The organism is Aerococcus loyolae, assembly GCF_002871915.2.
Lineage (GTDB): Bacteria > Bacillota > Bacilli > Lactobacillales > Aerococcaceae > Aerococcus > Aerococcus loyolae.
The window spans coordinates 1782400-1807834 of record NZ_CP126958.1; the positions used below are offsets into that span (position 1 = coordinate 1782400).

Here is a 25435-nt window from a genome sequence, read left to right on the forward strand (position 1 = left end):
ACTAGTCCGTTTCGCTCTCCTTCTGAGCTTCTAACCAGGCTGTCTCCACGGCCTGGCTTTGTCCTTTTGTTAGGGATTGACCCAACATGTCTTGGTAGAAGGTGGAAAAAAGTTCTATGGGATTCGCGACCTGGCGGCTGAGCTTCTCCTTAGTCATTTTCCCCTGGAGCTGGGCACTGACCTGGCCAATATTGAGGTATTCCAGGTTCATAATGTTGGGATAGTTTTCCCGCAAGCGATTCATCCCGTCATGGACAGGGGTCTGGTCAGTCAATTCAAAGTAAATATAATCCTCCGACTCTCCCGCTAAGGCCTGGTCAAAGCTGGTCGTAATCACACGCACATCATGAAGTGGCTGGATCATGTGCTTGGTCACTTGAATCCTTTCCTTAGTCAAATCGACTTCTAGGTACTGCTTGTGATGATGGGCTTCAGATTTGGAGTACTTGAGCGGGCTCCCGCTGTAGCGGACGTTTTCCCCCTTGACCCGCTGTGCCCCGTGCAAGTGACCCAAAGCCAGATAATCAAAGTCCTGAAAGACTCGGCTGGGGACGTATTCCGTGGTGCCAATACTCAAGGGACGCTCCGACTCCGATTCTTCCAGGTCAGCGCCCGCCTCTTCCAAGCTGGAAGCTGTCACGTAACCATGGTAGACAATCAGGTTTAAGCGCTCGGGATCAAAACTCTCCTGGCTCGTAATGGCTTGGACTTGCTTAGCGGCGGCTTTTTCCAGGCTATCAATGGTCGGATCTTGATAAAGCTCACGGATGACCTGGTAGTCGGCATAAGGCAGGAGGTAGACTCGGGCCCCTGGTAAATCAAGGGATTGGGGCACTTTTTGTGGCAGACCGGCTAGGTGGACATTTTGCTGCTCATAGGCCCTAGCCCCATAGGCAATCCGCTCGCCGGCATCGTGGTTACCAGCAATAATCGCCACTGGGCAATCTAATTCCAACATCATGCGGTCAATCAGATCATTAGCCAAACGGACACTGTCCCGACTAGGTAAAGAGCGGTCGTAAAAATCCCCAGCAATAATCACTAGGTCGGGGCCAATTGCCTTAAAGTCATCAATCAGCTGGTGGAGGACTACCTCTTGGTCAGCCAGCATGGACCGGTCGTTGACAATCTTACCAATATGCCAATCAGAAGTATGGATAAATTTCATGGGTCAGCTCCTTCATTTCATCATTGTCATCTCGATTTGCCTCAAGAAAAGCCAAGCTCCCCACTTGGAGAGCTTGACACATATAAAATTTACTTTTTCTCTAATCGCCTGGCAAGGAGAGAGCAAGCTTCCGCTTTAGGAAATCAAGTCTTGACAGCGTCCTCACAGCCTATCCAAATGTGCTCCAGTCACAGGACGAACGTCCGCTTCAAAAACTGGAAATGCTCAGACTAGTTGAGTTCGGAAGGGTGAGGGGATGTCCTTTCAGAAAAGTTGAGCGATCAGCAAGCTGATCTTATCAGCTTTTCTTCCAAGGAATCTCCCTCCCTAATCCTTCCTCACATCCTTATAGCTTGAGCTTATCCTAGTTTTTTCCAGCGATTTCGTCCTTCATTGTGACTGTCACACTCTCTTCCCCAACAATGGTTTGAGGTATTGGCCGGTATAGGAGGCTTGATTGTTGGCGACTTCTTCTGGTGTTCCGGTGGCAACAATGGTTCCGCCACCGTCTCCGCCTTCAGGGCCTAAGTCGACAATATAGTCGGCCGTCTTGATCACATCCAAATTGTGTTCGATCACTAGAACGGTATTGCCTTCATCCACTAAGCGTTGGAGAACACCAATGAGACGTTTAATATCATGAGTGTGAAGACCAGTAGTGGGTTCATCCAAGATGTAGATGGTATTACCACTGGCCACTCTTTGCAGTTCACTAGCCAGCTTCATCCGTTGGGCCTCCCCACCAGACAGGGAGGGCGCCGGTTGGCCTAAAGCCACATAGCCGAGGCCAACATCAGCGATAGCTTGGAGCTTGCGGTGGATTTTGGGAATGGATTGGAAGAATTCCAACGCTTCGTCCACTCGCATGTCTAGGACTTCAGCAATATTTTTGCCCTTGTAGTGGACTTCCAAGGTTTCCGCATTGTAACGGGTCCCCTTGCAGACCTCACACGGCACATAAATATCCGGTAAGAAGTTCATCTCCACCTTAACAATCCCGTCACCCTTGCAGGCTTCACAGCGGCCACCCTTCACGTTAAAGGAAAAGCGCCCCTTCTTATAACCCCGCAATTTGGCCTCATTGGTTTGGGCAAAGAGGTCGCGAATATCATCAAAGACCGAGGTATAGGTGGCTGGGTTAGAGCGGGGCGTCCGGCCAATCGGACTTTGGTCAATATCGATGACCTTGTCTAAGGACTCATAACCTTCAATCGATTTCACCTTACCTGGCACTACTTGGGCCCGGTTGAGCTGACGAAGGAGGTACTTTTTAACCACTTCATTAACCAGGCTGGACTTCCCCGAACCGGAAACACCGGTAATCAGGTTAAAGCAGCCCAATGGGAATTTAACGTCAACCCCCTTCAAGTTATTAGCAGCTGCCCCCTTAACTTCCAGCCAACCCTTATCCGTTTGACGACGTTCTTTTGGCACTGCAATGGCCTTTTCCCCCGACAAGTATTGGCCTGTTAGGGAATCAGGGTCTTGGGCCACTTCTTCAGGAGTTCCGGCTGAAACAACTTCGCCACCGTGGGCACCGGCTCCTGGACCCATATCAATCAGATAGTCCGCTTGCCGCATGGTATCTTCATCGTGTTCCACCACAATCAAGGTATTGCCCAGGTCCCGCATCCGTTTCAAGGACCGGATTAAGCGGTCATTATCGCGTTGGTGGAGACCAATAGAGGGTTCATCGAGAACGTACATAATTCCTGACAAGTTAGAGCCAATTTGGGTAGCCAAGCGGATCCGTTGGGCCTCCCCACCTGAGAGCGATCCGGCATTACGGTCCAAAGTTAAATAATCCAAGCCCACTTCATCTAAGAAACCTAAACGGGCGTGGAGCTCTTCCATAATGGGTCGGGCAATCTTTTCATCTTGGTCTTCTAGGTCTAAATCCTTGAAGAAGTCAATGACCTGTCCTATGGCTTTTTCGGTCACTTCAGCAATATCTAAGCCGGCCACCTTGACCGCCAAGGCCCGCTCGTTCAGGCGCTTACCGTGACAAGTTGGGCAGGGCAATTCGGCCATGTATTGGCGCATGCTTTCCCGGATCATGTTAGAGGTCGAATGGTGATAGCGGCGCTCCACATTATTCGCCACCCCTTCAAAGGCCATATCCTTGTCGGTGACATTACCAAATTCATTCTGGTAGTTGAAATGGAAGGTCTGGTCGCCTGACCCGTAGAGAAGTAAGTCTTGTTGGTCGTCACTAAGTTCTTCAAATGGCTTATCTTGCGGGATATCAAAAGCCCGACAAGCCTGGTCTAAGAGAGCGGGATAATAGCCGGAAGCCTTATTATACCAAGGTACCAAAGCACCTTCTTCTATGCTTTTGGTCCGGTCAGGCACCACAATGTCTTCATCCACCTTCATCTTGGAGCCGATCCCGTCACACTCCGGACAACGGCCAAAAGGCGCGTTAAATGAAAAGAGCCGCGGTTCCAATTCCCCAACCGTAAAACCACACAAGGGGCAGGCATAGTGTTCGGAGAAGAGGATCTCTTCCCCGCCAATAATATCAACCAAGGCGTAACCTTCAGTGAGGCGGAGGGCAGTTTCTAGGGAGTCAGCTAAACGGGCCCGGATCCCTTCCTTAATCACCAAGCGGTCAATCACGACATCAACGTCATGTTTCTTATTTTTATTGAGTTCCGGCAGGTCATCCACGTCATACATCTCACCATCGATGCGGACGCGGACATAGCCTTGTTGTTGGACCTTTTCCAAGAGCTTTTTATGTTGACCCTTCTTGCCGTAGACGATGGGCGCCAGGATTTGAATGCGAGTCCGTTCTTCCAAATTCTTAACCCGGTCAATCATCTGGTCGATCGACTGGCTTTGGATCTTGGTCCCGTCATTGGGACAAATCGGGTGACCCACCCGGGCAAAGAGCAATCTTAGATAGTCATTCACCTCGGTAATGGTTCCCACCGTTGACCGGGGATTTCGGTTGGTCGTCTTTTGGTCAATAGAAATAGCGGGGCTCAAACCATCAATGGAATCAACATCCGCCTTCTTAATATTCCCCAAAAATTGCCGGGCAAAAGCCGACAGGGATTCCACATAGCGGCGTTGGCCCTCAGCATAGAGGGTATCAAAGGCCAAGGAGGACTTCCCTGAGCCGGACAGGCCGGTAATGACCACCATCTGATTACGAGGGATGGTCACATTAATATCTTTTAAATTATGAGAGCGTGCACCACGCACGACAATTTCTTCTTTCACAATCGGTCACTTCCTTAATTGAGCGCAAAGCTGTCTTAAGATTTTTCTTTTCGCTCGCTTCTTTAACACAAACAGGTGTTCTCATGAATAGTTTACCATAGATCGAGTCCCAGACCTAGAAATTCCAGCTCAAATAGCCGCGGTCGGGATGCACTCTTCATTATAACTAGCCCCGCCTGGGAATGAAAGCAATCAAGTTGAAGCGTCCACTTGCATTAAAAATAGGCGATAGAATCTTTAATTCCTATCGCCTCAATGACTTGATCTATACTATTTTATCTCTTCCAAAATGCTGATATAAGCCCGGCTAAGTCGCTAGGATTATCTCTATTGACTTCATGGCCTGCATTTTTTATCGTTTTCAAGGCGCTCTGTTTAATCGCCTCATGAAACAGTTGGCTACTTTTCAGATTTAATTTATCTTTTTCGCCACAAATGATTAAGGTCTGACAACTTATTTTTTCGAGATCAGTATGGATGCTTAGCGATTTGGTGGAGGATATCAAGCGGATAAATTCATCCTTGGTCAGACCTAATTTGATAAAACTTGCTTTGGGCATGAGCTTAAAGACCAGGGACTGTATAGTCATGAGTAATGGGGGAATCTTATAGGGAACGCCGATTAAGATTGAGGAATTGACTTTGTTTGGGTAGTTTTTGGCATAGTCTAAAGCCAGTAACCCCCCTAAAGAAAGCCCACACAAGTTGACCTTATCATCATAATGATTGAGCTGTTCTTCCAACTTTTGATATAGATTTTCGTAAGTATAGGGATCGTCCTTAAGTAAGTCAAAGAGCTTGGGACAATGCGTCGTCAAATTTTCAGTTTCCAAAAGCTTTTGAACGGCCTCCCAACTTCTATTATCTTGACCTAAACCATGGATTAAAATATTCTTCATCAATCAACCTCCATCAACTTATCTATAAATATTATACAAGCAATGATTTCATTTTAGGCAACCAAGCCAAGTAAAGGTTACAATTCGTAGCTATGTTTTTAGACATAAAATGACCCCCGTAAAGTGAGTTGTCACTCTAACTTTTGGGGCTCTCTTTATATGCTTTTTAGTTATTTCTTGTTTTTATTTCTTGTTTTTATTTATTGAGTTATAGAGGGCTGATGTAGAGCTATAAAAACTCGATATTAACATAAATTTTAGGTAAAAAAATGACCATCTCCGCTGAAAAGCCATAAAAGTAATAGTACGTCGATACAGACAACACTTATCCTACACTCAGGATAATCGGCGATTTTTTTAACAAAATGTAGCAAACCCAACAAGGCCACCTCCTATAGTTAGCCCACTATTACCTGCTAGACAACTCCAGAAGCTCATTCAGTAATAGCGGTTGTATCAACGATTCATTTAATTATTTTATTTGAAATATTTTCACTAGCTTGTGCAGTTGAATTTGTAATAACTAATAACAAGGAGTCATGTGATAAAAGAAACAATGAATCTTATTATCTTTTCACTTTTTAGTATAGGAAGAATACTCTCTTTCTTTGTTCAATACAATATTTTTTTAATAGTTGGGTTATCTCTTAACGATCAAAATAGAGCGGGTTAAATAATGAATAAAAGTATACTTCGGTAAACTGAACTGCCCTTAGTAGTAAATCACGAAATAAGAGAATATTTTGCTATTTCCAGCGATATACTGACTTATGCCTTATTACATTGGCTCTTATAGCTATCAATCGATTGAAAAATTATAATGAATTTAACTAGTTGGTGTTGGTGAGAGCAAGCGGCTCCCCATTGGCGCCTTTTTTAATAGATAAAAAGCGGTCAGAACACTAAATCCCAAGCTCTATCATGATTTATGTTTTTCTGGCTTTTTAAAGACAGTGACCAAGCCCTTAGTGAAAGTTCTTAGTCCTTAACGTAAACGGCCAAATTTACTTAAACAGTAAAGGCATGGACAGGATTACCATGGTCTTCAATCAGCTGGATCAGGTCACTGGTTTTCAGCCAAACGGTCGCGGTATTGTCATTGGGGTGGCAGCCAATCAAACTATCTGAATCAACAAAGTCCTTATCAATATAAAAGTGGACCTTCTTGTCAGCGTCATTAAGTAAGCCGAAGGGAGAAACCGAACCCGGGGTCAGTTCCAAATAGTGATATAAATCCTTATCAGAAGCGAAGCTCAAGGCCCGGGTTCCCTGGTCTTGTCTAAATTTTTTCAAATCAATCCGTTTATCCCCTTTAATAGAAAGTAAATAGTAATTTCTTTTTTTGTCATCCCGGATAAAGAGGTTCTTGGCGTCATATTCTGGATAAGGCAAATCGATAGACTCAAGTTCCGCCATATTGTAGACCGCTTGATGGTGACTGACTTCATAATCAATGTTTTGACTATCGAGTAATTGGAATATTTCTTCTTGATTCATGATGATCACTCCCCTTAAATTTGTTCTATCTTATCATAAGAGCTTATAGCTCGGCGAATTTTAGCCCTTTCTTGAACTCCCTAGCGAACTTGCTTGACGAGATAAAAAAGTCGCTGACACTTGCCAGCGACTTTAGTTCACTTTAATTATTGTCACAGTCTATTTATTTTTCTTGATCCCGTAAGAATCAACCAGTTCAACCGTTCGCTCTTCTCCTTCATGGAGGTTACCATCCATTTGGTAGAATTCAATCAAGAATTCGTCTTCAGTCACCGTGTAAACCGCAAAGTTTTGTTTTTGGGATTGGCGGTAGTTTTCGTGTTTGTGGTCGAACTTCGGTGAATCATCGGGTTGTTCAGCCACATCGAAGAGACTGTTCCAGAGCTCCACATCGTCTTGGGTCATCCAGTCTAATTTTGGACGCACCTTGTGGACATGGTCGACGCCCTTCATATAGATGGCATCATAGGCCTTAGTCCCGGAGGTGTTCGGGATGATATAGGTAACCCCTTCTGGATTGACATGGTATTCTACGCCATCTTTTTCAACCTTCTCCGTATCTTCTACTTCACCATAAGAGAAGTTATCGCTGGTGTAAACCAGAGACTTGGTCCGGGTGAGGTTGTGGTCATGGCCTTGGAGAACCACATCCACGTCCAATTCATCGGCTAACTTAGCGAACTCTTCCCGGGTCACTTGGACGTCTTCATCTTGGAGGGCGTGGTAGGAAGCGGAGTAGATGGGTTTATGGTAGGCCAGGATGATCCAGTTGGCCCCATTATCACGGGCTGCTTGGATATCTTGCTTGGCCCATTCCATCTGTTCCTTACCAATCGCCCCTTGTTCGGGATTATCTTCGGATTCCTTATTATCGTTAGTATTTAGGACAACGAAGTGGGCGCCATTGTAGTCGTAGGAATAGTAAGAACCCCCAGTCACTGCATCATTCGTGACAGGCACATTGGTATGCTCGTTGAAGGCAGTCAAGTCCTTCTCATCCCCTAAGACGGTGTACTCATCATGGTTCCCTGGGGTGTAGGCATGAGGTAAGTGGAGGTTTTGGTCTTGGGACAGGTCTAAATTATCTACCCATTCATCTTCCACTTCCGCCACTTCAACGAAGTCCCCGGTATGGAGGGCGAAGTCCGCATCCGGTGCCACTTCGAGGGCATGGGCTAGGGTATCCGCCCCATAAGCGGCTTCATTATTGACATTGGCATTCCAGTAAGCATTCTGGGTATCGGTATAGTGGATGAATTGGAAGGGTTCGCCCTTTTCACCCGAGGTTCTAAAGGAGCCCACCTTGGAATAGCCACCCTCATCAGAACCGACTTGGTAATAATATTGGGTATCTGGTTCGAGGTCATCGGCTTCCGCCTTGTAGGAGTACTCGGTCACGTCTTGGAGCTCCAAGTAACCTAAGGAACTCCCTTCAGAGGTCCATTGGGTGTTGTCGGTAGTGATTTGTTCGTCGGTGAAGTAGCCTTCAACTTCTTCCGGTTCCCCGTTCTCATCGACAATGAAGTTACCGTCTTCATCTTTTTTGGCTGCTGCATAGATATAGTAGCCATCCTTATCACGCTCGGCATATTCAGAAGTCACTTCCGTTGCTTCGGCAGGGAATTCAATCGGATCGGACATCTCTTCAGATTTTGAGATTTTCACCTTGGCATCTGGCATCTCATCTGTGGTATACCAGTTAAAGCCCATGGCATCATGGGTTTCTTCTAAGAGGTTGGTGGCAATCCGGTTAGGTTCATTATTGACTGGAACAGGGGCTACTTCGGGTTTATCCTCTTGGAGTTCGATTAAATCTAAACCATTCTCTTCCCCATAAACCGGGTCAACTTCCTCGGACGCTTCACCTTCCTTAGAATCCGTGGATTCCCCAGAGCTTTCTGACGAGCCATTGTCATTTGTTGCCTGGCTTTCTTCTACCGCGCTATTCGTTGAAGCAGTTTCGCTGTTATCCCCTGATTCGGCACAAGCCCCCAAGACAAAGATCGAAGTCAGTAAGAGGCCCACCTTTTTGATACGGTCATCCCAATGCATAGAGTCGCTTTCTCCTTTCAAAATATCATTTTTACTATAACTAACTTACTGTCACTGTATCAAAGCATTGTAAAAAACCTGTAAATTTGCGGTTAGTTTTAGGTAAAAGTGAAGTAAAGGCAAATAAGACGAATAATACTCATTTTATTGACAATAAAGTTCATCGTTAAAAAATAATAAAAATAAAAAAACTCCTTCCCTTGCCAAGCTAGCTATAGTGATTATTAAGCCGACAACATGCGCCATCCAAAATCGAGGCCTTAGCTATTGTGCAATGCAAGCTAGTGTGCTATACTTTACTTAAAGAGCTACTAGGTATTACAAGATACTGATTGAATTAAAATAGTGAGGGGAGTTGTCCATGTGAACAGTCAATTAAAAAAAGGCGTCCTGGAAATGCTGGTCCTCCAGCAGCTTCGGGAGCGGGATTGCTATGGCTATGAATTGGTGCAAGAAATCTCTGAGCATATCGCCATTTCCGAAGGCACCATCTACCCACTCCTACGCCGACTCAACAAAGAAGCCCTGGTCACCACTTATTTGAAGGAATCCGAGTCTGGCCCGCCCCGGAAATACTACAGCATTTCGAGTCAAGGCTTGGCCACGCTCCAAGAACAAATTGCGGAATGGCAAACTTTCGTCCAAAGAGTCAATGCCATCCTTGAAGGAGGATAGCTCATGAAAAAAGAAGAATTTTTTGACTTATTGCGTTTCTACTTACACAAACTGCCCCAATCAGTGGTCAATGATATCCTAAGCGATTACCAGGAACACTTCCAAATCGCTCAAAACCAAGGCAAAGCAGAGGAAGAAATCTGCCAGGAACTCGGTAGCCCCAAGCAAATTGCCAAGGAATACCTGGAAAATGAGCGGGTCTTTATCGATGAACGTCCCCAGCAAGCGCCCAGCGGTCATAAGACTTGGCGCAATCTTCTCCTGGCCCTGCTCTTCATTATCTGCCTGCCCTTCCTGATTGCCTTATTCTTAGGCCTAGGCGGCACAGTTTTTAGCCTTTTAGTCGGTTTTCTAGCCGTGATCTTTACCGTCTTTGTGATCGCCATCACCCTGCTCGCTAGCCTGGTCAACCCCCAGGTCTTTATGAGTGGCCCCATCCAACTAGGCTTGATGAATGAACTCCATCCCCTAACCAAGATTTTCGTCATCATCTTCTGTTTCTGTATGGTGATCATTCTCATCTACCTAGTCTTCAGGCTGATTAAGGGCTGCTGGAACATGATCAAGAAAGCTTGGTATGCCATTCAATGGCGACGCAAACGAGGTGATTACTAATGAAGAAACAAGGCAATGCAGTAACTCGTAGCATCTGGACCATCTTTGGGGTCGCCATGCTGGCCCTGGTTTTAGGCTTCATGTCTTTCTTCTACTTTGACTATGACCATATCGTCAGTGAAATCCAGGCCTACCAGGCCGAACAGCAAGCTGACCACCGTCAACTCGTCCATGAAGAGGCCTTTGAATCGGCCTTTGACCTGGTTGAGATCGACATCAAGGACCATAGCGAAATTGAAGTCATCCCTGCCGACACTTACTCCATCAAGATCTGGGACGTCAAGGGCGAAGACTTGGATAATGAAGACATTCCTAGTGATACGACATTCTTTGATGTCCAAGCAGACGGTGCCTTCTTAAAAGTTAATGAGAAGATTCTCGGTAACGGCCACTTCCGTCGCCACCCCATCCGGATCCAAATTGCTGGTCCCGACTTCTCCCAAACCCGGCTCAACGCCAGCGGTAACTATGCTGAGCTTAGTCTCAACCAAGCCCTCAAGGACCTTTATTGGGATGTTTACGACGGCCAAGTCACAATCAAGAGCCCATCCACCTTCCCCATGGCCTTTAGCGGTGAAGATGTGAATGTGGATCTGACGGTAGAGGAAGCCAATGCCAAGTTATCCTTCAACCAAGGCGATGCCCAAGTATCGATCAATGGTAAAAGTCTGGAAATTCCAACAAGTGAAATCGGCGAAGACTCTGAAGGCCATGAAGACTTTAAGAGCTATGAAGAAGTCAGCCGTCCAAATAGCCAACCCTTTGTCCACCAAATCGGTGACGGCCGTGACCCCATCCACTTCAATGGCATGGAAAACCGAATAAGTATCCGCTACCCTGAAAAGTAAAAAATAAGAAAAAATAATAAGCCCAGGTCCTATTTAAAAAGGCACTGGGCTTATTTTTACGCTATCGTCTTAATTGTTGTTGTAGTAATCGCCTTTTTTCATGTCGTTAAAGATCACATGAACATGGTCTTTAGGGGTGTTAGCGTGCTTAGAAATACTTTCGGTAATTTCCTTAGCGATCGCTGCCTTAACTTCCTTGGACCGTCCTTCGATGAGTTGAATGTTGACAACTGGCATGGATAAAACCTCCTCATAAGAATTTCATTTAAATTATACCTTAAAAGAAGGAAAGCGATCAATCTAAGGAATTGATTATTAACTATATTTTTAGCTAATTAAAATAGATATTACTAATGATAGGATAGAGCTTTTTCTAAAATTTTTTCTTTCCTTTCTTTTAGCATGACTTGAATAAAAGATTTATGTGTTTCTGTCATTAAGGGTGTCTTGTCTATTAAATGATTAATCAGCGATTCTTTCTGATTAATACGCTCATAAATTGTCTCTAATGCACGAATACAGTCCTGATTTTTGGTGTTACTCAGAAAAGTAAGATAGTTTATTTTGACATCATCTATCTTAATAGCTGAGTTAGGATATTTATAAATTCGCTTATCTCTTAATGAAGAATCTTTTAGGAATTCAGCCATACTTTTTTCGTCTGTTTGAGGATATAGGGATGATCCGCAATCAAATACTGGAGCAATCTCCACTTGCCTAGTTCTTTGATTAATTAAAAATCCCCAATTTGCATTATGACGGTCAAAATTACCAATATAAGTATCGATTATAAATAAATGCCAGAAAAATTTTCTTAATCTTTCAGGATTTATTAATTCTTGTTCATCAATGGAAGTTAAGATATCAGATAATTCGGTTCCATAGCCTGATTGACTCGAATCAACTATGGAATTTTTTAAGAAGGCAAACTCTTTAAAGACCTTATCATTCTGTTCGAAATCTTTGCAAGCAACTACTTCTTGATTTCCATAATAAGCTAATAAAGTTTCCTGGGCCTCCAGTCCTAATATATTAACGATATGGCAGCCCAAATATTCACTAATATTACTATTTGAATAATGCATATATGGATTTAGCTTGGAAATCACAGGAAATTTAAGCATCCAGGTTACACCCTGATAAATAATGCCAATTTTATTTCCATTTCTCCCCCCATAGATCCGTGTTGGGTCAACCTCACATTTTGTAAAATCAAGCACAGACACAGGCATTCTCCTTCTATAATCCTAAATATTTAGAGAACAGATAATCCGCTACTTCTTTAGAAATTTCTTTGTCCCACATGGCCGAGTTAATGGACCCGTAGAGCTCACAAGCAATATCACCTACAAAGGAGCCTCCCACTTCCTGTTCATGAAGAAGGGCACGAATATCCTTTTCAATGTAAATTGGTAAAGTTCTCAAATCAAGTTTCACCGATACCCCTCCTTTAGTTCACGATATATATCCTTCAAATCTACTGTTAATTATATCATAATCTAAATGTCAACCTCTATTCTAAAAGCGATCTGCCCAAGGCTCAACAGCTATGGTAGATCGCTTGTATAAAAATATTTCTGATTTAAGTTTTAGCTAAAAAACGAGATGAAACCTGTTCCAAGCGCAGAGCAAGCGTCCTCTTCACTAAAGGTCGACGAATTCTTTTTGAGAATTCTTTCACCCTTTAGTTCCAGAGATCTTGCCTTTTGACGCACCCGTCGCACTCTATTTACATTTCAAGATGCTTTCCTTGAACCATTCTTTGAAGCGGTCGCGGTCAATGCTAGTGGGGACGACACAGTTTACGGGGCGGTCGGTTTTGTGGTCAAGGTCAACGACTGTTTGCCCGTAAGTGAGCGGGCTGCCTAGTTCTACTTCCACATTGCACTCGACTTCTTCAAACATTTCTGGTTCTAAGAGATAGGCGATCGCGGTAGGGTCATACATTTCCCACTCTTGGTTGGTTTGCGCCGAGCGATAGTGTTGGAGCATGGAGTGGATCATCTTCCCGGTTTCGGTTTTCTCTGCCAATTCTGCCGCTTCTTCCAAGCTGATGGTAGCAATGTAACCAATATCTAAGCCCACCATGACGGTTTTCACCGAAGATTGCAGCACCATTTGAGCGGCTTCGGGGTCGGTCCCGATGTTGAACTCATCCATGACGTGCTTGTTGCCCCGGGTGAAAGACCCACCCATGATGATAATTTCTTCAATCTTATCCTTGACTTCAGGATACATGGTTAGGAGCAGGGCCACATTGGTTTGCGGGCCCACTGCCACGATGGTTACTTTTTCATCACTTGCCATGAGAACCTTGCGCATAGCTAGAACGGCATGGTCCTCTAAGAGTTGGCTCTTGTCCGGTTCCGGAAAGTCGTAACCGTCCATGCCTGATTCTCCGTGAACCTCAGAAGCATCAGTAAATTCCGTCAAGAGCGGTCCGCGATTACCAGCAGCGACGGGAATGTCTTTTTCAAAGAAGTTGACTAATTTTAAAGCGTTGGTGGAGGTCTTTTCTAAGGCCACGTTCCCACCGACAGCAGTAATCAATTCCACTTGGACCTGGTCAGAGTTCAAGAGAATAGCAGTCGCAATCGCGTCATCAATCCCTGGGTCTGTATCAAAAATGACTTTTCTTACCATGAAAAATTCCTCCTAAAAAATTCTAAGTGACGTTTCTATCCAATAACTTTTATTAATATGCGTTTTTTCATAACTTGTGACTGGCACATGCTTTTCCAAGCGGTTCCAGTCGCACTCTATTTAAACCTGCTCCAGTCACAGAACGAACGTCCACTTCAAAAACTGGTAACGCTCCGCTTCACTCACTGAGCTTATCCCATTTTTTCCAGTGGTTTCGTCCTTTCTTGTGACTGTCGCACTCTAGTTGAGTTCGGAAGGGTGAGGGGATGTCCTTTCAGAAAAGTTGAACGATCTGCAAGTTGAGTTCGGAAGCCAGCCTTGAAGTCCCTTCAGAAAATCCAACACTCAGGCTAGCTGAGCTTATGGTTTTTCTTCCAGCGATTCAAGTCTCTAACGGCTCCCTCACATCCTTAGAGCTGGCCTTATCATCTTTTCCTCCAAGGAATCTCCCTCACTGATCCTTCCTCACGTCCTAATTTTTAAAACAAGAAACCTACGATTGTGGCGGTGACCATGGAGGCAAGAGTGGAGACGAGAACAATTTTGAGGGAGAATTTGGCCACGACATTGCCTTGGTGGGCGTCGATGGCTTTGACCCCGCCGATAACCATCCCTAGGGTTCCGAAGTTAGCGAAACTCATGCAATAAGTTCCCATAATAGCGGCGGTTTTTTCACTTAAGCCTTCTAGGGCGGATAGGGAGGTCATGGCTACGACTTCGTTAGCCAAGACCTTTTGGGCCATAACGGACCCGGCTTGAACCATGTCTTCTTTAGGTACCCCCATCAAGAAAGCAAATGGTGAAAAGACATAGCCGACTAACTCGGTAAAGGAAATGTTGATGACCCCTTCAAAGAGGCTGTTCAACATAGAAATGAGCGCCACGAAACCAATCAGCATGACCGCCACAATAACGGCCGTGTTCCATCCTGTAATCATGTAGTCACTGAGCATGGAGAAGAAGGGTTCTTTTTCCTTTTCGCCTTCCTCCTCTTCCCCTTGGTCGCCGGCAAGGCCTTCCCGTTCTCGGTAGGCCTCGCTTCCTTTGGCAATTTCTTCCTTAGCGTCATAAGGATTGACAATCACAGAGACCGCTAAGGCCGAAAGTAGCTGCATAAGAACGCCAACCACCACGTATTGAGGTTTTACCAATTTCATATAGGCCGCTAACATGGAGACAGTCACTACCGACATGGGGATAACAGCGAGAGTGAATAATTGCTTCTCACTGGCCCGTTTGACTTGGTCGACGACCGATAGATAGTTGGTGGGTGTCCCAAAGACGGTTGAGGCAATCGGGAAGTAAGATTCCAATTCCCCAGCCCCGGTCAGCTTATTAATCCCAAAACCAACCCATTTGACCACAAAAGGCAAAACGCCCAGCCAGTTTAAGACCCCAATTAGGGCAGTAATAAAGACCAGGGGCGCAAGGACGTGGAGGAAGAAGACAAAACCGTCAGCGGTCAGTTGGATCCCGCCAAAGACGAAGTTAACCCCCTCAATCCCCTGGGCCATCAACCAGTCCATCCCGCTGGCAATCCCATTCAAAATGGTCAACCCCAGACTGGTCCGGAATAATACCAGGGCCAAGATCACTTCCGCCACTAACATAATGGCTACATTTTTATATTTAATATTTTTCCGGTCAAAGGACAGGAAATAACAGAGGCCAAAAACGACCACTAGACCCAGCAGGCCTTGTACAATACTCATCGAATCACTAACCTTTCTAAAGCTTTCCAGCTTATTCATTGACCTCGAAAAGAAAGTCGACCGCCCCCTTTTACCTGCAGTTCGAGACTAAAGCCGAACTTTAAAACGCTTTCACACATATTTTACCCAAATTCTCTAAATAATGCTATAATCTCTAAATAATTTTAAAATCATCTTCTGAAAAGACAAATCGACAGCGCTTTCAGGTAAAATGAAGGCACATTAAGCGTAGCGCTTGAGCCGCCCTAGCTACTTAAGCGCTCAGAGAGGAAGGAAAGTCCATGGCATTTAGTCCTGCATTCTTACAATTACTGGCCGAGAAATTTCCCAACAAGGCCGCCGCATCCACGGAAATGATTAACCTAGAAGCAATCATGTCCTTGCCTAAGGGCACCGAACACTTCATGACCGACCTGCACGGCGAATTCGATGCCGTCAACCATGTGCTGCGCAACGGGTCGGGAAACATCAAGGAAAAGATCAACGAAATCTTTGGTGACCGCCTGTCCTCTAAGCGTCGGGCTGAACTAGCCACCATTATCTACTACCCCGAGGAGAAACTCCGGGCCTTGACCAAGGAGATGGACTCCCAAGAAGAAATTGATGAGTTCTACACCCTGACCACCAGCCGGCTAGTTGAATTGACCCAGTTTGTGGTTTCTAAATACACCCGCTCCAAGGTCCACAAGGCCATGAATCCCGATATGGCCTATATTATGGATGAATTGATCTTCAAAGACTCTATCCTCTCCAACAAGGAGCACTACTATAAGCGCATTATCCAAAGCGTGATTGCCCTGGACGAAGCGCCCCGATTAATCACCTGCCTGGCTGAATTGATCCGGGAACTGGTAGTCGACCACCTCCACATCCTAGGCGATATCTATGACCGCGGCCCAGCTCCAGACCGGATCTTAGACCTCTTAATGGAGAAGCATTCCCTAGACATTGAATGGGGTAACCATGACATGATCTGGATGGGCGCCGCTTCTGGATCCAAGGTCCTCATCGCTAACGTGGTCCGGATCCAAGCCCGCTATGATAACCTTTCTGTTATCGAACATGCTTATGGAATCCCGCTCCGTCCCTTGGTCAACCTGGCTGATACGGTATACCGCCAGGCTGACTTGACCGGCTTTATGCCCAAACTGGCCCAAGACCACGACTACCACCATGATGAAGTCGAGCAATTGGCCCGGATGCAACTCGCCATGGCCATTATCCAGTTTAAGTTAGAAGCCCAGGTCATCCGCCGTCATCCTGAATTTGGTTGTGATAACCGCCTCCTCTTGGACAAAATCGACTACCAAGCTGGGACCATCGACTGGCAGGGCAAGACCTATCCTTTGGTCAACACCTCCTTCCCAACCGTTGATCCAGAGGACCCTTATAAACTCACTGAAGACGAAGCAGCAGTGATGGAAGCCCTGCAGGCCGCCTTTCTGGATAGTGAACGCCTGCAAAAACATGTGTCCTTTTTGATCAACAAGGGCTCCATGTATAAGATTTATAACAATAATCTCATGTTCCATGGCTGTATCCCTATGAACGAGGACGGGACTTTCATGGCGGCGACTATCGACGGAGAAACCCTGGCTGGCCAGGACCTACTGGACAAGTTTGACCAGGTGGTCCGCCGTATGTATGCCAAGCGGCAAAGTGACGAAAGCAAAAACCCCGACCTCGACTTTGCCTGGTATCTCTGGCAGGGGGAAGGCTCAGCCCTCTTTGGTAAGAAACAAATGGCTACCTTTGAACGCTACTTTATCGCGGATAAGGAAACCCACCAAGAACACCGCAACGTCTATTACTCCTGGCGCGAGGACATTGACTTTGTCCGCCGGGTCTTAGAAGAGTTCGCTATCGACCCCGACAAGGGCCATATCATTAACGGCCACACCCCCATCAAGGCTAAAGACGGGGAAGACGCTATTAAGGCTGGTGGGAAGATGATAGTTATCGACGGTGGTTTTGCCCGGGCCTATCAAAAGACGACCGGGCTGGGAGGCTTTACCCTACTCTATAATTCCTATGGTATGCAGCTGGTAGCCCACCACCCCTTCCACGGCAAGGAAGACGCCATTAAGTACGAAACCGATATCGAATCGACCCGCCGTGTGGTGGACCAGGAATTAGAGCGGATTTCCGTTAGAGAAACCGATATTGGTAAGCAGCTGACTTGCCAGGTTCAAGCCCTCAAAGCCTTAATTGAAGCCTACCAAGCTGGGGTCGTTGGGGAGAAAATCTTATAGACCTTCTGTCTAAAAATCTAGACAACAAAGGGCTAGGAATTTTCCTAGCCCTTTTTAAAATGATGAACAATCTATCCGGAAGTGTTACTAACGGTCTTGCTCCTCGATGCACTTGTCACACTCTTTTCAAACCTGTTCCAAGCGCAGAGCAAGCGTCCGCTTCAAAAACTGGTAACGCTCAGTCTAGCTGAGCTTATTCCAGTTTTCTCCAGCGATTTCGTCCTCTATTGTGACTGTCACACTCTTTTCAAACCTGTTCCAAGCGCAGAGCAAGCGTCCGCTTCAGAAAATGGCGACACATTCTTTATAAGAATGTTTACGCCTTTTTCTTCCAGCGGTCTTGCTCCTCGATGCACTTGTCACACTCTATTAGATACTTGGCATGTTGTTTAAAGCTTGACAGGCTTCTTCAACGATGCTGTCGATGATTTCTTTGACTGGACGGATGGCAGTGATGTTACCAGCTACTTGGCCGATGGTAACGATACCCTTTTCGGTGTCACCCTTAGTAATAGCGGTTAGTAACATTTGCAGGTTAGATTTTTCGAATTCGTCGCGGCTAGAGCCGTTATCGATTTCTTCTTGGAGTTTAGCCACCATGTCATTTTGGATCAAACGCACAGGGGCACCAATAGACCGACCTACAACGACAGTATCGGTTAAGCCACAGTTAACGATAGCTTCCTTGTACCCTTGAGCGATTGGGGCTTCCTCACTGGCACAGAATACTGTCCCTAATTGAGCCCCTTCCCCACCAAGAGCAAAGGCTGCTGCTAAACCATGGCCATCAGCAATCCCACCAGCAATAATTACCGGAATATCCACTGCAGCAATGACCGCACGGGCTAAAGGCATGGTAGTCACTTCACCAACGTGGCCACCGGCTTCAGTGCCTTCACAGACCACAGCATCCGCACCAGCGTCTTCCATTTTCTTGGCTTGGCGAGCGTTAGCTACAACCGGTACCACCTTAACGCCTGCTTCATGTAAAGGCGCGATGAGAGGGGCAGCATTCCCCGCACCAGTCGTGACCACTTGAATGCCTTCGTCAATAATCACTTCCATGATTTCTTCCGTGTTGTGAGACATCAACATCAAGTTCACAGCAAAGGGCTTGTCAGTGATTTCGCGGACCGCTTTAATTTGTTCGCGCAACCAGTCTCCCTTACGGCCAGCAGTAGCAATAACCCCTAAACCGCCAGCTTCAGAAACAGCACCGGCTAAAGGCGCTTCAGCAACCCCTGCCATGGAACCTTGGATAATCGGATACTCAATATTTAATAATTCACACACTCGGTTCATGCAATCTCTCCTCTTTATGATTTTTTTCTCAACAATTTTATACGTAAAAGAAATAGTTCTAACAAGTTTATTATGTGCTTATATTCACAACTTGTAAAATGCTAAGTTTTAGACGCTGAGATAACTATATTGTTATAGGTATATTAGGAAGAGTGAGCAATGTGACTACTTCTTAGCAGTGGAAAAAGTGCTGAAGATTAAAATTTCCAAGAACCTTAGTAGTAATCTAATACCGAAAATGTCAGGCCTAGCTGTTGTTGTTTTCTTCAATGGTTCATATAATAGAGTTAAACAAGTATAGTATGTATAGTTCGGTCACATAACTTTAGTAAAAATCTATAACTGCAATTACGTTTATATAATTTAATTAAACAAACGCCTTTTAAAGCGACTTGATTCAAGGAGGATGAAATAATATGTCAAAAGTTAAAGAAGACAAGCGTGCAATACAAGAACGGCAATTGAAATTAATCAAAAAACAAATTAAACAACACAAAGATGTCTTTATACGCTTAAAGGATAAGTAGAGATGAACTATATTGATATTGATTTTGCAATTAATATTCACGATTATGTAATTGATGAAATTGGCGGCTTAAAAGGTATCAAAGATTATGGTCAGTTAGAAAGTGTACTTATACATATTCAAAATGATGACTACTATCCAAGTTTCTTGGATAAATTAACCCATCTCGTTTTTTCATTAGTTAAGTTCCATATGTTTAATGACGGGAACAAACGAACCGCTATATCTCTAGGAGGATATTTTATGAACCTCAATCATTACACTTATGCGGTTGATGACTTCATTATTGAAATGGAAGATATAGTAGTAAAAGTTGCAGAAAACTCCATAAGTAAAGATGACTTAAAAATAATCATTAAAGACATTCTTGATATCTAAGTAGCTCCCTCTTCAATCTACTAGGAAATGACTCAATGAGCATGAGGTTCGCAATTCTCATTCAGTCATGCTAGGATAAAAATATAGTCGTAAAAAGACAAGTACTTGGTCAGTGGCTCGACACTTGACCCACTGACGCAAAAGACCAATAAGGAGGAAACAAACTTATGGCAAAAATTGCAAGTATTATGACCGACCTCTTTGAAGATTCTGAATATACTTCCCCAAAGGAAGCCCTCGAAGCGGCAGGTCACCAAGTGGTCCCTGTCGGTTTAGAAAAAGGCGTGACCGTGACGGGTAAAAGTGACGGGACTGAAGTAGAAATTGAAGTTGGCATTGATTCTGCTAAAGGCGAAGACTTCGATGCCCTGCTGATTCCTGGTGGCTACTCCCCAGATAAAATCCGTAAGTATGAAGATGTCTTGAACTTTGTGCGTCACTTTGCTTACAAGCATAAACCCATCTTCTCTATCTGCCATGGCCCACAACTTTTAGTTAACGCTGACGTCTTACACGGTAAAGACATTACCGCTGTTGCCCAAGTGGCCGTTGACGTGAAGAATGCTGGTGCTAATTACTTCGATGAAGAAGTCGTTATCGACTCCTCTGGCTTAATCTCTAGCCGGACACCAGATGACCTCCCTGCCTTTAACCAAGCCATTGTTGATGCTCTAAAATAGAATAAAAATAAAAACCAGCGCCCACCAAAGCTTACTCGAGCTCGGTGGGCGCTGGTTTTTTGTTGGATATTCTAATGTGACTTTAGCTTAAGGCAAAGAGGCTAAGGCGCTCTTTTTGTGCTTGTCACTTCTTAGTTAAAATGTGTTCCAGTCAGAGGACGAACGTCCGCTTCAAAAACTGGTAACGCTCAGACGAGCTGAGCTTATCCCAGTTTTCTCCAGCGATTTCGTCCTTTTTATGACTGTCACACTCTAGTTGAGTTCGGAAGGATGAGGGGATGTCCTTTCAGAAAAGTTGAACGACCAGACAGTTGAGTTCGGGAGCCAGCCATGAAGTCACTTCAGAAAATCCCAACGCTCAGGCTAGCTGAGCTTATGGTTTTTCTTCCAGTGATTCACGTCTCTAACGGCTCCCTCACATCCTTATAGCTGATCCTTTCATCTTTTCTTCCAAGGAATCTCCCTCTCTGACCCTTCCTCACATCCTTTTCAAACGTGTTCCAAGCGCAGAGCAAGCCTTCGCTTCAGAAAATGACGACACATTCTTTATGAGAATGTTTACGTCTTTTTCTTCCAGCGGTCTTGCTCCTCGACGCGCTTGTCACACTCTCTATTAATGAATCGTTACTTTGGTACCAACGGTAATTTCAGGGAGTGTTTTTTCTTCCACATAGATGGTCCCAGCTAGGTCAGCGTCAGTGGAATTATCGAAACGTACGGAAATGTGACCTAAGCTAGTCAGGTTCTTCTCTACGACGCTACCAACAGCAGTGATTTTATAGTCTTGGTCATCAAAAGAGATGGTTTGCCCTGCTTCAATCGTTCCTTGGATAGGGTTAACGTCGATATTATAGCAATAATCAGCTAAGTCTGCAGGGGCGTCTTCTCCAAAGAGGATGATCATGTTTTCACTTTTGAATAATTCAGCATCGGCACCAATATTTTTTACTTCTGTTTGATAAATAGTCATCGTAGATTTCCTTTCTGTACTTTTCTTTGATTAGAGCATTACTATCATAATTAGCTATAGAGACCAATACTTGCTAGCCAGGCCACTAAGACACGAGGCACCCCGTTTAGGAAACGAGAATAAAGGATAGCTGGCACTCCGACTTCAACGGTTTCAGAAGAAGCTTCTGCTAAACCTAAACCAACCGGGATGAAGTCACAACCGTTTTGGGTATTGATGGCAAATAGAGCAGGTAAAGCCAGGTGTGGGGGAATATTTCCCTTACCAATTTCAACCCCGATCAAGGTACCAACGATTTGGCTGATCACCGCACCAGGTCCTAGTAAAGGTGATAAGAATGGTAGGGAGCAGACAAAACCAATAACCACTAGACCGAGTCCATTACCAGCCAATGGGGTTAAGGCCCGGGCGATCCAGTCACCAACCCCTGATCCTTGGATAAGTCCAATTAATAGGGAAACAAAGGCCATGAAAGGAATCACGGTATGTAACATGGTTTCAATCGCTTCACGGGCGGCTTGGTTGAAGACAGCAACAATTTTACCAGCGCCCATACCGATTTTAGCGATAAAGCTAGGATTTTCAGTTTGTTCGGTAATTTTCTTAGAGGTGTCATAGCTGGCCTTGTCAGCTTTGTCGTCCGCTTGACTAGCAGTTTCACTAGCAGCTACCGCACTTACTGGCTCTTCACTGCCGTCTGCCAAAGCAATTTGATTGACGCCAACATTAGACACATAGATGTCTTCAGTGATGTATTGAGCTAAGGGGCCGGACTTACCGGTAGCGATAATATTTACCGTAGGAATCCCTTTCTTAGGATAGATCCCGCAACGAAGCGTTCCCCCACAGTCAATAATCGCTAAGGCAATTTCTTCATCAGGAATGGAAGTTTTAAAGCCATTCACAGCTTCCATACCAGAAAGTTCTTCAATGCGGTCCACAATGGCTGGACGTTCACCGCCACCCACCACATAAATGAATTTGTGTTTTTCTTCTGTCGGGGTAATCACTAGGGGACCACCAAAGCCGCCTGACCCTTTAACAATTTTTATGCTTTTATATTCACTCATGATAATTCTCCTTAATTAATGTCCGCATCAACGGTTTTTGAAAGGGTAATTCCTTGTTGTTTACATACCCGAGCGGTGATAAAGTCAGTCACCCAACCACCAACAAAGTTCATCACTAACCCTACTAAGAGGTAGCGAATCGCTAGTTCCATTTGGTTGAGGCCGAGCGCTTCAATCCCTTGAGCAATCCCTAACCAAACGAATAATTCACCAGGGTTAATATGTGGGAAGACCCCGTTGGAGGTATGGCAGAATTGCATTTGCGCAGCAATGTAGCCGGGTTTATAGAATTCAGGCAGGAAACGTCCCATAGTCATTGACATCGGATTACCTAACATAAAGGCAGAAACAAAGGGTAAGATCATGTAACGGGTAAAGACATTTTTGGAAGCGACCCGGGCTAAACTAGTTACCCGTTCTTCCCCTAAAAGATTAATAATAGCATTCATGGCAACCATTAACATCAATACCAGAGGAACAATGGATCCCATCCAGGCAATGAAGTTATCGGCACCGGTTTGGAAGAGGTTCATAAACCCTTCCGCAAATTTAACAATATATTCCATTTTTTATCCACGTCCTTTAACTTTATTTGACAGTGTATATTTCATCTGTGTAGCCAAATTACCTAATTGTTGGAAGGTGGATTGTGGTTTTTCTTCTTTGTAGTCACCGATTTCCACACGAATATAGACTTCGCGGGCGTCTTCCATAGCAATTTGGGTGAGTTTATTTTCTTTCTGTACTAGGGGATGCTTGCGATCGATCAGATAGAGATCCTGCCCGATATATTGGGGGAGACGCTTGAACTTGGCTAATACGGTCACCCCTTGCATCTTATAAGCATCGAGGATTTTAGCTTGGTCATTGACTGCAAACATCACAATCGTCCCTTGGCGAAGCTTGCCTGCCCGTCTACCGATGGCCACTTTGCCTTGTTTGCGCAAATTTTGGTAGACTTGGTTAAAGTGTTTGATCTGTAGGAAACCAAGAAAGGCCTGGCCTAAGTAGGCAAGTAGGGCCATCCCACCAAATACGATCATAAAGCTCACAATGCGTCATCTCCTTGTAAAATATCTTGAATATCTTCGAGCGAATCCGTTGTTTTCAATAGGTCTTTTAAGGGCTGATTATTAGCTACCGCAAAAATCGCTTCATAGATATTAATCAGTAACTCGTCCATCACCTGATTAGTCTGACTGGGAATGCCCAAGAGAAAGACCAGATCAATAGGCCGCCCCTTTTCTTGAATGGGTTGTTGAACCTGACCAAGCAGTAAAATAATCTGGTCAAAATCATTCACCACCGCATGCGGCATAGCAATCCCTTGGTCAAAGACCGTATCACTCACCGCTTCCCGGTCAAAGATGGCCTGTTTAAAGCCACTGGATATCCCGGTCGCTTCAATCACCCGGTCAGTCATCACATCGAGCAGATCAGCATACTCTCCCTCTTGGTCGAGACTGATGACATCCAAATACAACAATTGGGAAAATAGGGGATTATGGCGTTGGACGCTATCCCATTGGGAACGGATATAGGACTCATCGAACAAATTATCCAGTTGAATAATGGGCCGCTTGATCTTGGCCTTATCGAGGGGGATGGTGGTGAAGATGGCAAAGTATTGACTAGGATCTTCCTGATTAAATTCCCCTTCCGAGAAAGTCGATAACTCTAAGCTTGTCCCTAGGATGCGTTGAATTTGTAGCTTAATCAGTCGAGCTGTTCCCTTGCCCGTATGACAAACAATGGCAATTTTTTGACTTTTTAAATTAACCTGCCGGCTGATGACCAATTCGAAATAGAGACTAAGATAGGAGGTTTCAATTCCCGGCACTTCCCGGTCCAATTCCTCTTCCAGGACCCGACTCGTAATCTCCGCTAGGGTAAAGGAGAGCGGGTATTGCTGCTGGACCTCATGGAAGAATAAGTCATCACTATTGACCCGGAATAATAAACGATGAATAAGGAAAATAAGATGATTGCGCATCGCTTGGTATAATTTTTCCTGGTCAAACTCAATCGGCAAGTCCCGTTGGATGGCCTGGAGGACTTTCTGGTAAAGCTGATCAACAAAGTGGGAGTCAAAACTTTCCGGAACAATGTCTTCCTTATTGTAAATATTAAAGGGATAGGCCAGATACTGGTATTCGTAATGACTCAAAGTCAAATTAAAATAGTCTTCAATTTCTGCAATGAACCCTTCATAGTCCTCTTGCCCCTGTAAGAAATTCTGGTAGTGAGCCATCTCACTCCTTAAACCGTGCCCTTGACGGACACGGAGTAGAGTGACATAGACAACTTTCAAGAGTAAATCCTTGGTGAAATTGGTCATATTGAAATTGGGCGCTAAGTTTAATAAATGCGTCTTGTCTTTGAGACTAAACTGGTCTTCCTTGAAGTAAGAAAGCACGATATTCACATAGGCAGTACGGATATCGATTTCATGCCCCTTAAGACTAAGCCCCTTATTCGGAACCCCTACGATCGCTAGCTGATAATCAGAAAGAATTTGCCGTAAATGATTGATATCATTATTGACGGTTCCACGACTAACCATGGTTACTTCGGCCAGGTCATCGATGATGACTGGCTCTTGTTCTTCGATAAGCACTTTAAGGATATAGGCTTGCCGTTTATTGGAAGAATTAAAGTCGGTATCCTGGCGAAATTTGCCCGCTAGAATTTTCTTAAAAGCGGCAAAATCTTCAATATGCAAGTGATAGGCTTTATCTTCTAAAGTAATGCTGGCAATGCCTCCCAACTCCTGGTTAAGGAGCTGGATATTTTTTTTGAGGGTCTGGCGACTTGTCTTCAGTCCCGCTTCAAATTCCGCTTGGGGAATTTTGGGATGCATATATAAACTATTTAAAATATCATACCAACGATCAACAAGTGCCATAAAACCTCTCCTTAA

At 44.8% G+C, this 25435-nt stretch carries 22 protein-coding genes; 6 read left to right on the forward strand and 16 right to left on the reverse strand.

Annotated features, from left to right (window positions below; translation table 11 throughout):
• Position 1: 1 nt before the first annotated feature.
• From CJ190_RS08060 to CJ190_RS08080, 5 genes are all read right to left on the reverse strand, one after another.
• Positions 2-1168 carry an exonuclease SbcCD subunit D gene (locus CJ190_RS08060; RefSeq protein ID WP_070598292.1) on the reverse strand — a complete coding sequence of 389 codons (1167 nt, stop codon included), beginning with the start codon at positions 1166-1168 and terminating at the stop codon, positions 2-4.
• Positions 1169-1570: 402 nt separating this feature from the next.
• Positions 1571-4399 (reverse strand): excinuclease ABC subunit UvrA, encoded by a 2829-nt coding sequence (uvrA, locus tag CJ190_RS08065; RefSeq protein ID WP_070598294.1) that lies wholly within the window; start codon positions 4397-4399, stop codon positions 1571-1573.
• A 272-nt stretch (positions 4400-4671) separates the two neighbouring features.
• Entirely contained in the window at positions 4672-5295 is a 624-nt protein-coding gene (locus CJ190_RS08070; RefSeq protein ID WP_070598296.1) for an alpha/beta fold hydrolase, read from the reverse strand.
• A 1008-nt stretch (positions 5296-6303) separates the two neighbouring features.
• Entirely contained in the window at positions 6304-6792 is a 489-nt protein-coding gene (locus tag CJ190_RS08075; RefSeq protein ID WP_070598298.1) for a prolyl-tRNA synthetase associated domain-containing protein, read from the reverse strand.
• A gap of 159 nt (positions 6793-6951) precedes the next feature.
• Entirely contained in the window at positions 6952-8844 is a 1893-nt protein-coding gene (locus CJ190_RS08080) for a purple acid phosphatase family protein (protein ID WP_070598300.1), read from the reverse strand.
• 363 nt (positions 8845-9207) lie between these two features.
• Here CJ190_RS08080 and CJ190_RS08085 point away from each other — a divergent pair, with 363 nt between their 5' ends.
• Genes CJ190_RS08085 through CJ190_RS08095 form a run of 3 tightly spaced genes read left to right on the forward strand, consistent with a single transcriptional unit; the run spans position 9208 to position 10982 of the window.
• A complete protein-coding gene (locus tag CJ190_RS08085) occupies positions 9208-9519 on the forward strand; it encodes a PadR family transcriptional regulator (RefSeq protein WP_070598302.1) in 312 nt (103 codons plus the stop codon).
• 3 nt (positions 9520-9522) lie between these two features.
• Positions 9523-10134 carry a DUF1700 domain-containing protein gene (locus CJ190_RS08090; RefSeq protein ID WP_070598304.1) on the forward strand — a complete coding sequence of 204 codons (612 nt, stop codon included), beginning with the start codon at positions 9523-9525 and terminating at the stop codon, positions 10132-10134.
• The gene (locus CJ190_RS08095) at positions 10134-10982 is read left to right on the forward strand and encodes a hypothetical protein (RefSeq protein ID WP_070598307.1); all 849 of its coding nucleotides are present in this window, start codon (positions 10134-10136) and stop codon (positions 10980-10982) included. Before CJ190_RS08090 ends, CJ190_RS08095 begins: the two co-directional genes overlap by 1 nt.
• Positions 10983-11051: 69 nt before the next feature.
• Here the strand turns inward: CJ190_RS08095 and CJ190_RS08100 are convergent, their stop codons facing one another.
• From CJ190_RS08100 to CJ190_RS08120, 5 genes are all read right to left on the reverse strand, one after another.
• Positions 11052-11219 carry a 2-hydroxymuconate tautomerase gene (locus CJ190_RS08100; RefSeq protein ID WP_070598309.1) on the reverse strand — a complete coding sequence of 56 codons (168 nt, stop codon included), beginning with the start codon at positions 11217-11219 and terminating at the stop codon, positions 11052-11054.
• 113 nt (positions 11220-11332) lie between these two features.
• A complete protein-coding gene (locus CJ190_RS08105; RefSeq protein WP_070598310.1) occupies positions 11333-12208 on the reverse strand; it encodes a HipA domain-containing protein in 876 nt (291 codons plus the stop codon).
• A 13-nt stretch (positions 12209-12221) separates the two neighbouring features.
• On the reverse strand, positions 12222-12419 hold the full coding sequence (locus CJ190_RS08110) for a hypothetical protein (protein ID WP_070598312.1): 198 nt from the start codon (positions 12417-12419) through the stop codon (positions 12222-12224).
• 288 nt (positions 12420-12707) lie between these two features.
• Entirely contained in the window at positions 12708-13625 is a 918-nt protein-coding gene (gene rihC / locus CJ190_RS08115; RefSeq protein ID WP_070598314.1) for a ribonucleoside hydrolase RihC, read from the reverse strand.
• A gap of 479 nt (positions 13626-14104) precedes the next feature.
• Entirely contained in the window at positions 14105-15337 is a 1233-nt protein-coding gene (locus CJ190_RS08120; protein ID WP_070598401.1) for a NupC/NupG family nucleoside CNT transporter, read from the reverse strand.
• 281 nt (positions 15338-15618) lie between these two features.
• On the opposite strand from CJ190_RS08120, the gene CJ190_RS08125 reads away from it, so the two are divergent.
• Positions 15619-17589 carry a fructose-bisphosphatase class III gene (locus tag CJ190_RS08125; protein ID WP_070598316.1) on the forward strand — a complete coding sequence of 657 codons (1971 nt, stop codon included), beginning with the start codon at positions 15619-15621 and terminating at the stop codon, positions 17587-17589.
• Positions 17590-17958: 369 nt separating this feature from the next.
• Here CJ190_RS08125 and CJ190_RS08130 read toward each other — a convergent pair whose 3' ends face one another.
• The gene (locus CJ190_RS08130) at positions 17959-18891 is read right to left on the reverse strand and encodes an NAD(P)H-dependent flavin oxidoreductase (protein WP_070598318.1); all 933 of its coding nucleotides are present in this window, start codon (positions 18889-18891) and stop codon (positions 17959-17961) included.
• Between the two features lie 529 nt (positions 18892-19420).
• Between CJ190_RS08130 and CJ190_RS08135 the strand changes: the two genes are divergently transcribed.
• Complete coding sequence (locus tag CJ190_RS08135; protein ID WP_180754110.1) at positions 19421-19795, forward strand: type II toxin-antitoxin system death-on-curing family toxin; 375 nt, start codon at positions 19421-19423, stop codon at positions 19793-19795.
• Positions 19796-19962: 167 nt separating this feature from the next.
• A complete protein-coding gene (locus CJ190_RS08140; protein WP_070598320.1) occupies positions 19963-20475 on the forward strand; it encodes a type 1 glutamine amidotransferase domain-containing protein in 513 nt (170 codons plus the stop codon).
• Between the two features lie 613 nt (positions 20476-21088).
• Here CJ190_RS08140 and CJ190_RS08145 read toward each other — a convergent pair.
• The 5 genes from CJ190_RS08145 to CJ190_RS08165 are packed head-to-tail and all read right to left on the reverse strand — an operon-like array spanning position 21089 to position 25420.
• The gene (locus CJ190_RS08145) at positions 21089-21445 is read right to left on the reverse strand and encodes a PTS glucitol/sorbitol transporter subunit IIA (protein ID WP_070598322.1); all 357 of its coding nucleotides are present in this window, start codon (positions 21443-21445) and stop codon (positions 21089-21091) included.
• Between the two features lie 50 nt (positions 21446-21495).
• Positions 21496-22515: a PTS glucitol/sorbitol transporter subunit IIB gene (srlE, locus tag CJ190_RS08150; protein WP_070598324.1), complete on the reverse strand. Its 1020-nt coding sequence runs from the start codon at positions 22513-22515 to the stop codon at positions 21496-21498.
• Positions 22516-22526: 11 nt separating this feature from the next.
• Positions 22527-23081, reverse strand: a complete 555-nt coding sequence (gene srlA / locus CJ190_RS08155; protein WP_070598326.1) for a PTS glucitol/sorbitol transporter subunit IIC — start codon at positions 23079-23081, stop codon at positions 22527-22529.
• A 3-nt stretch (positions 23082-23084) separates the two neighbouring features.
• Positions 23085-23567, reverse strand: a complete 483-nt coding sequence (locus CJ190_RS08160) for a transcriptional regulator GutM (protein WP_070598328.1) — start codon at positions 23565-23567, stop codon at positions 23085-23087.
• Complete coding sequence (locus CJ190_RS08165) at positions 23564-25420, reverse strand: BglG family transcription antiterminator (RefSeq protein ID WP_070598330.1); 1857 nt, start codon at positions 25418-25420, stop codon at positions 23564-23566. The genes CJ190_RS08160 and CJ190_RS08165 overlap by 4 nt, the downstream gene beginning before the upstream one ends.
• Between the last annotated feature and the right edge of the window lie 15 nt (positions 25421-25435).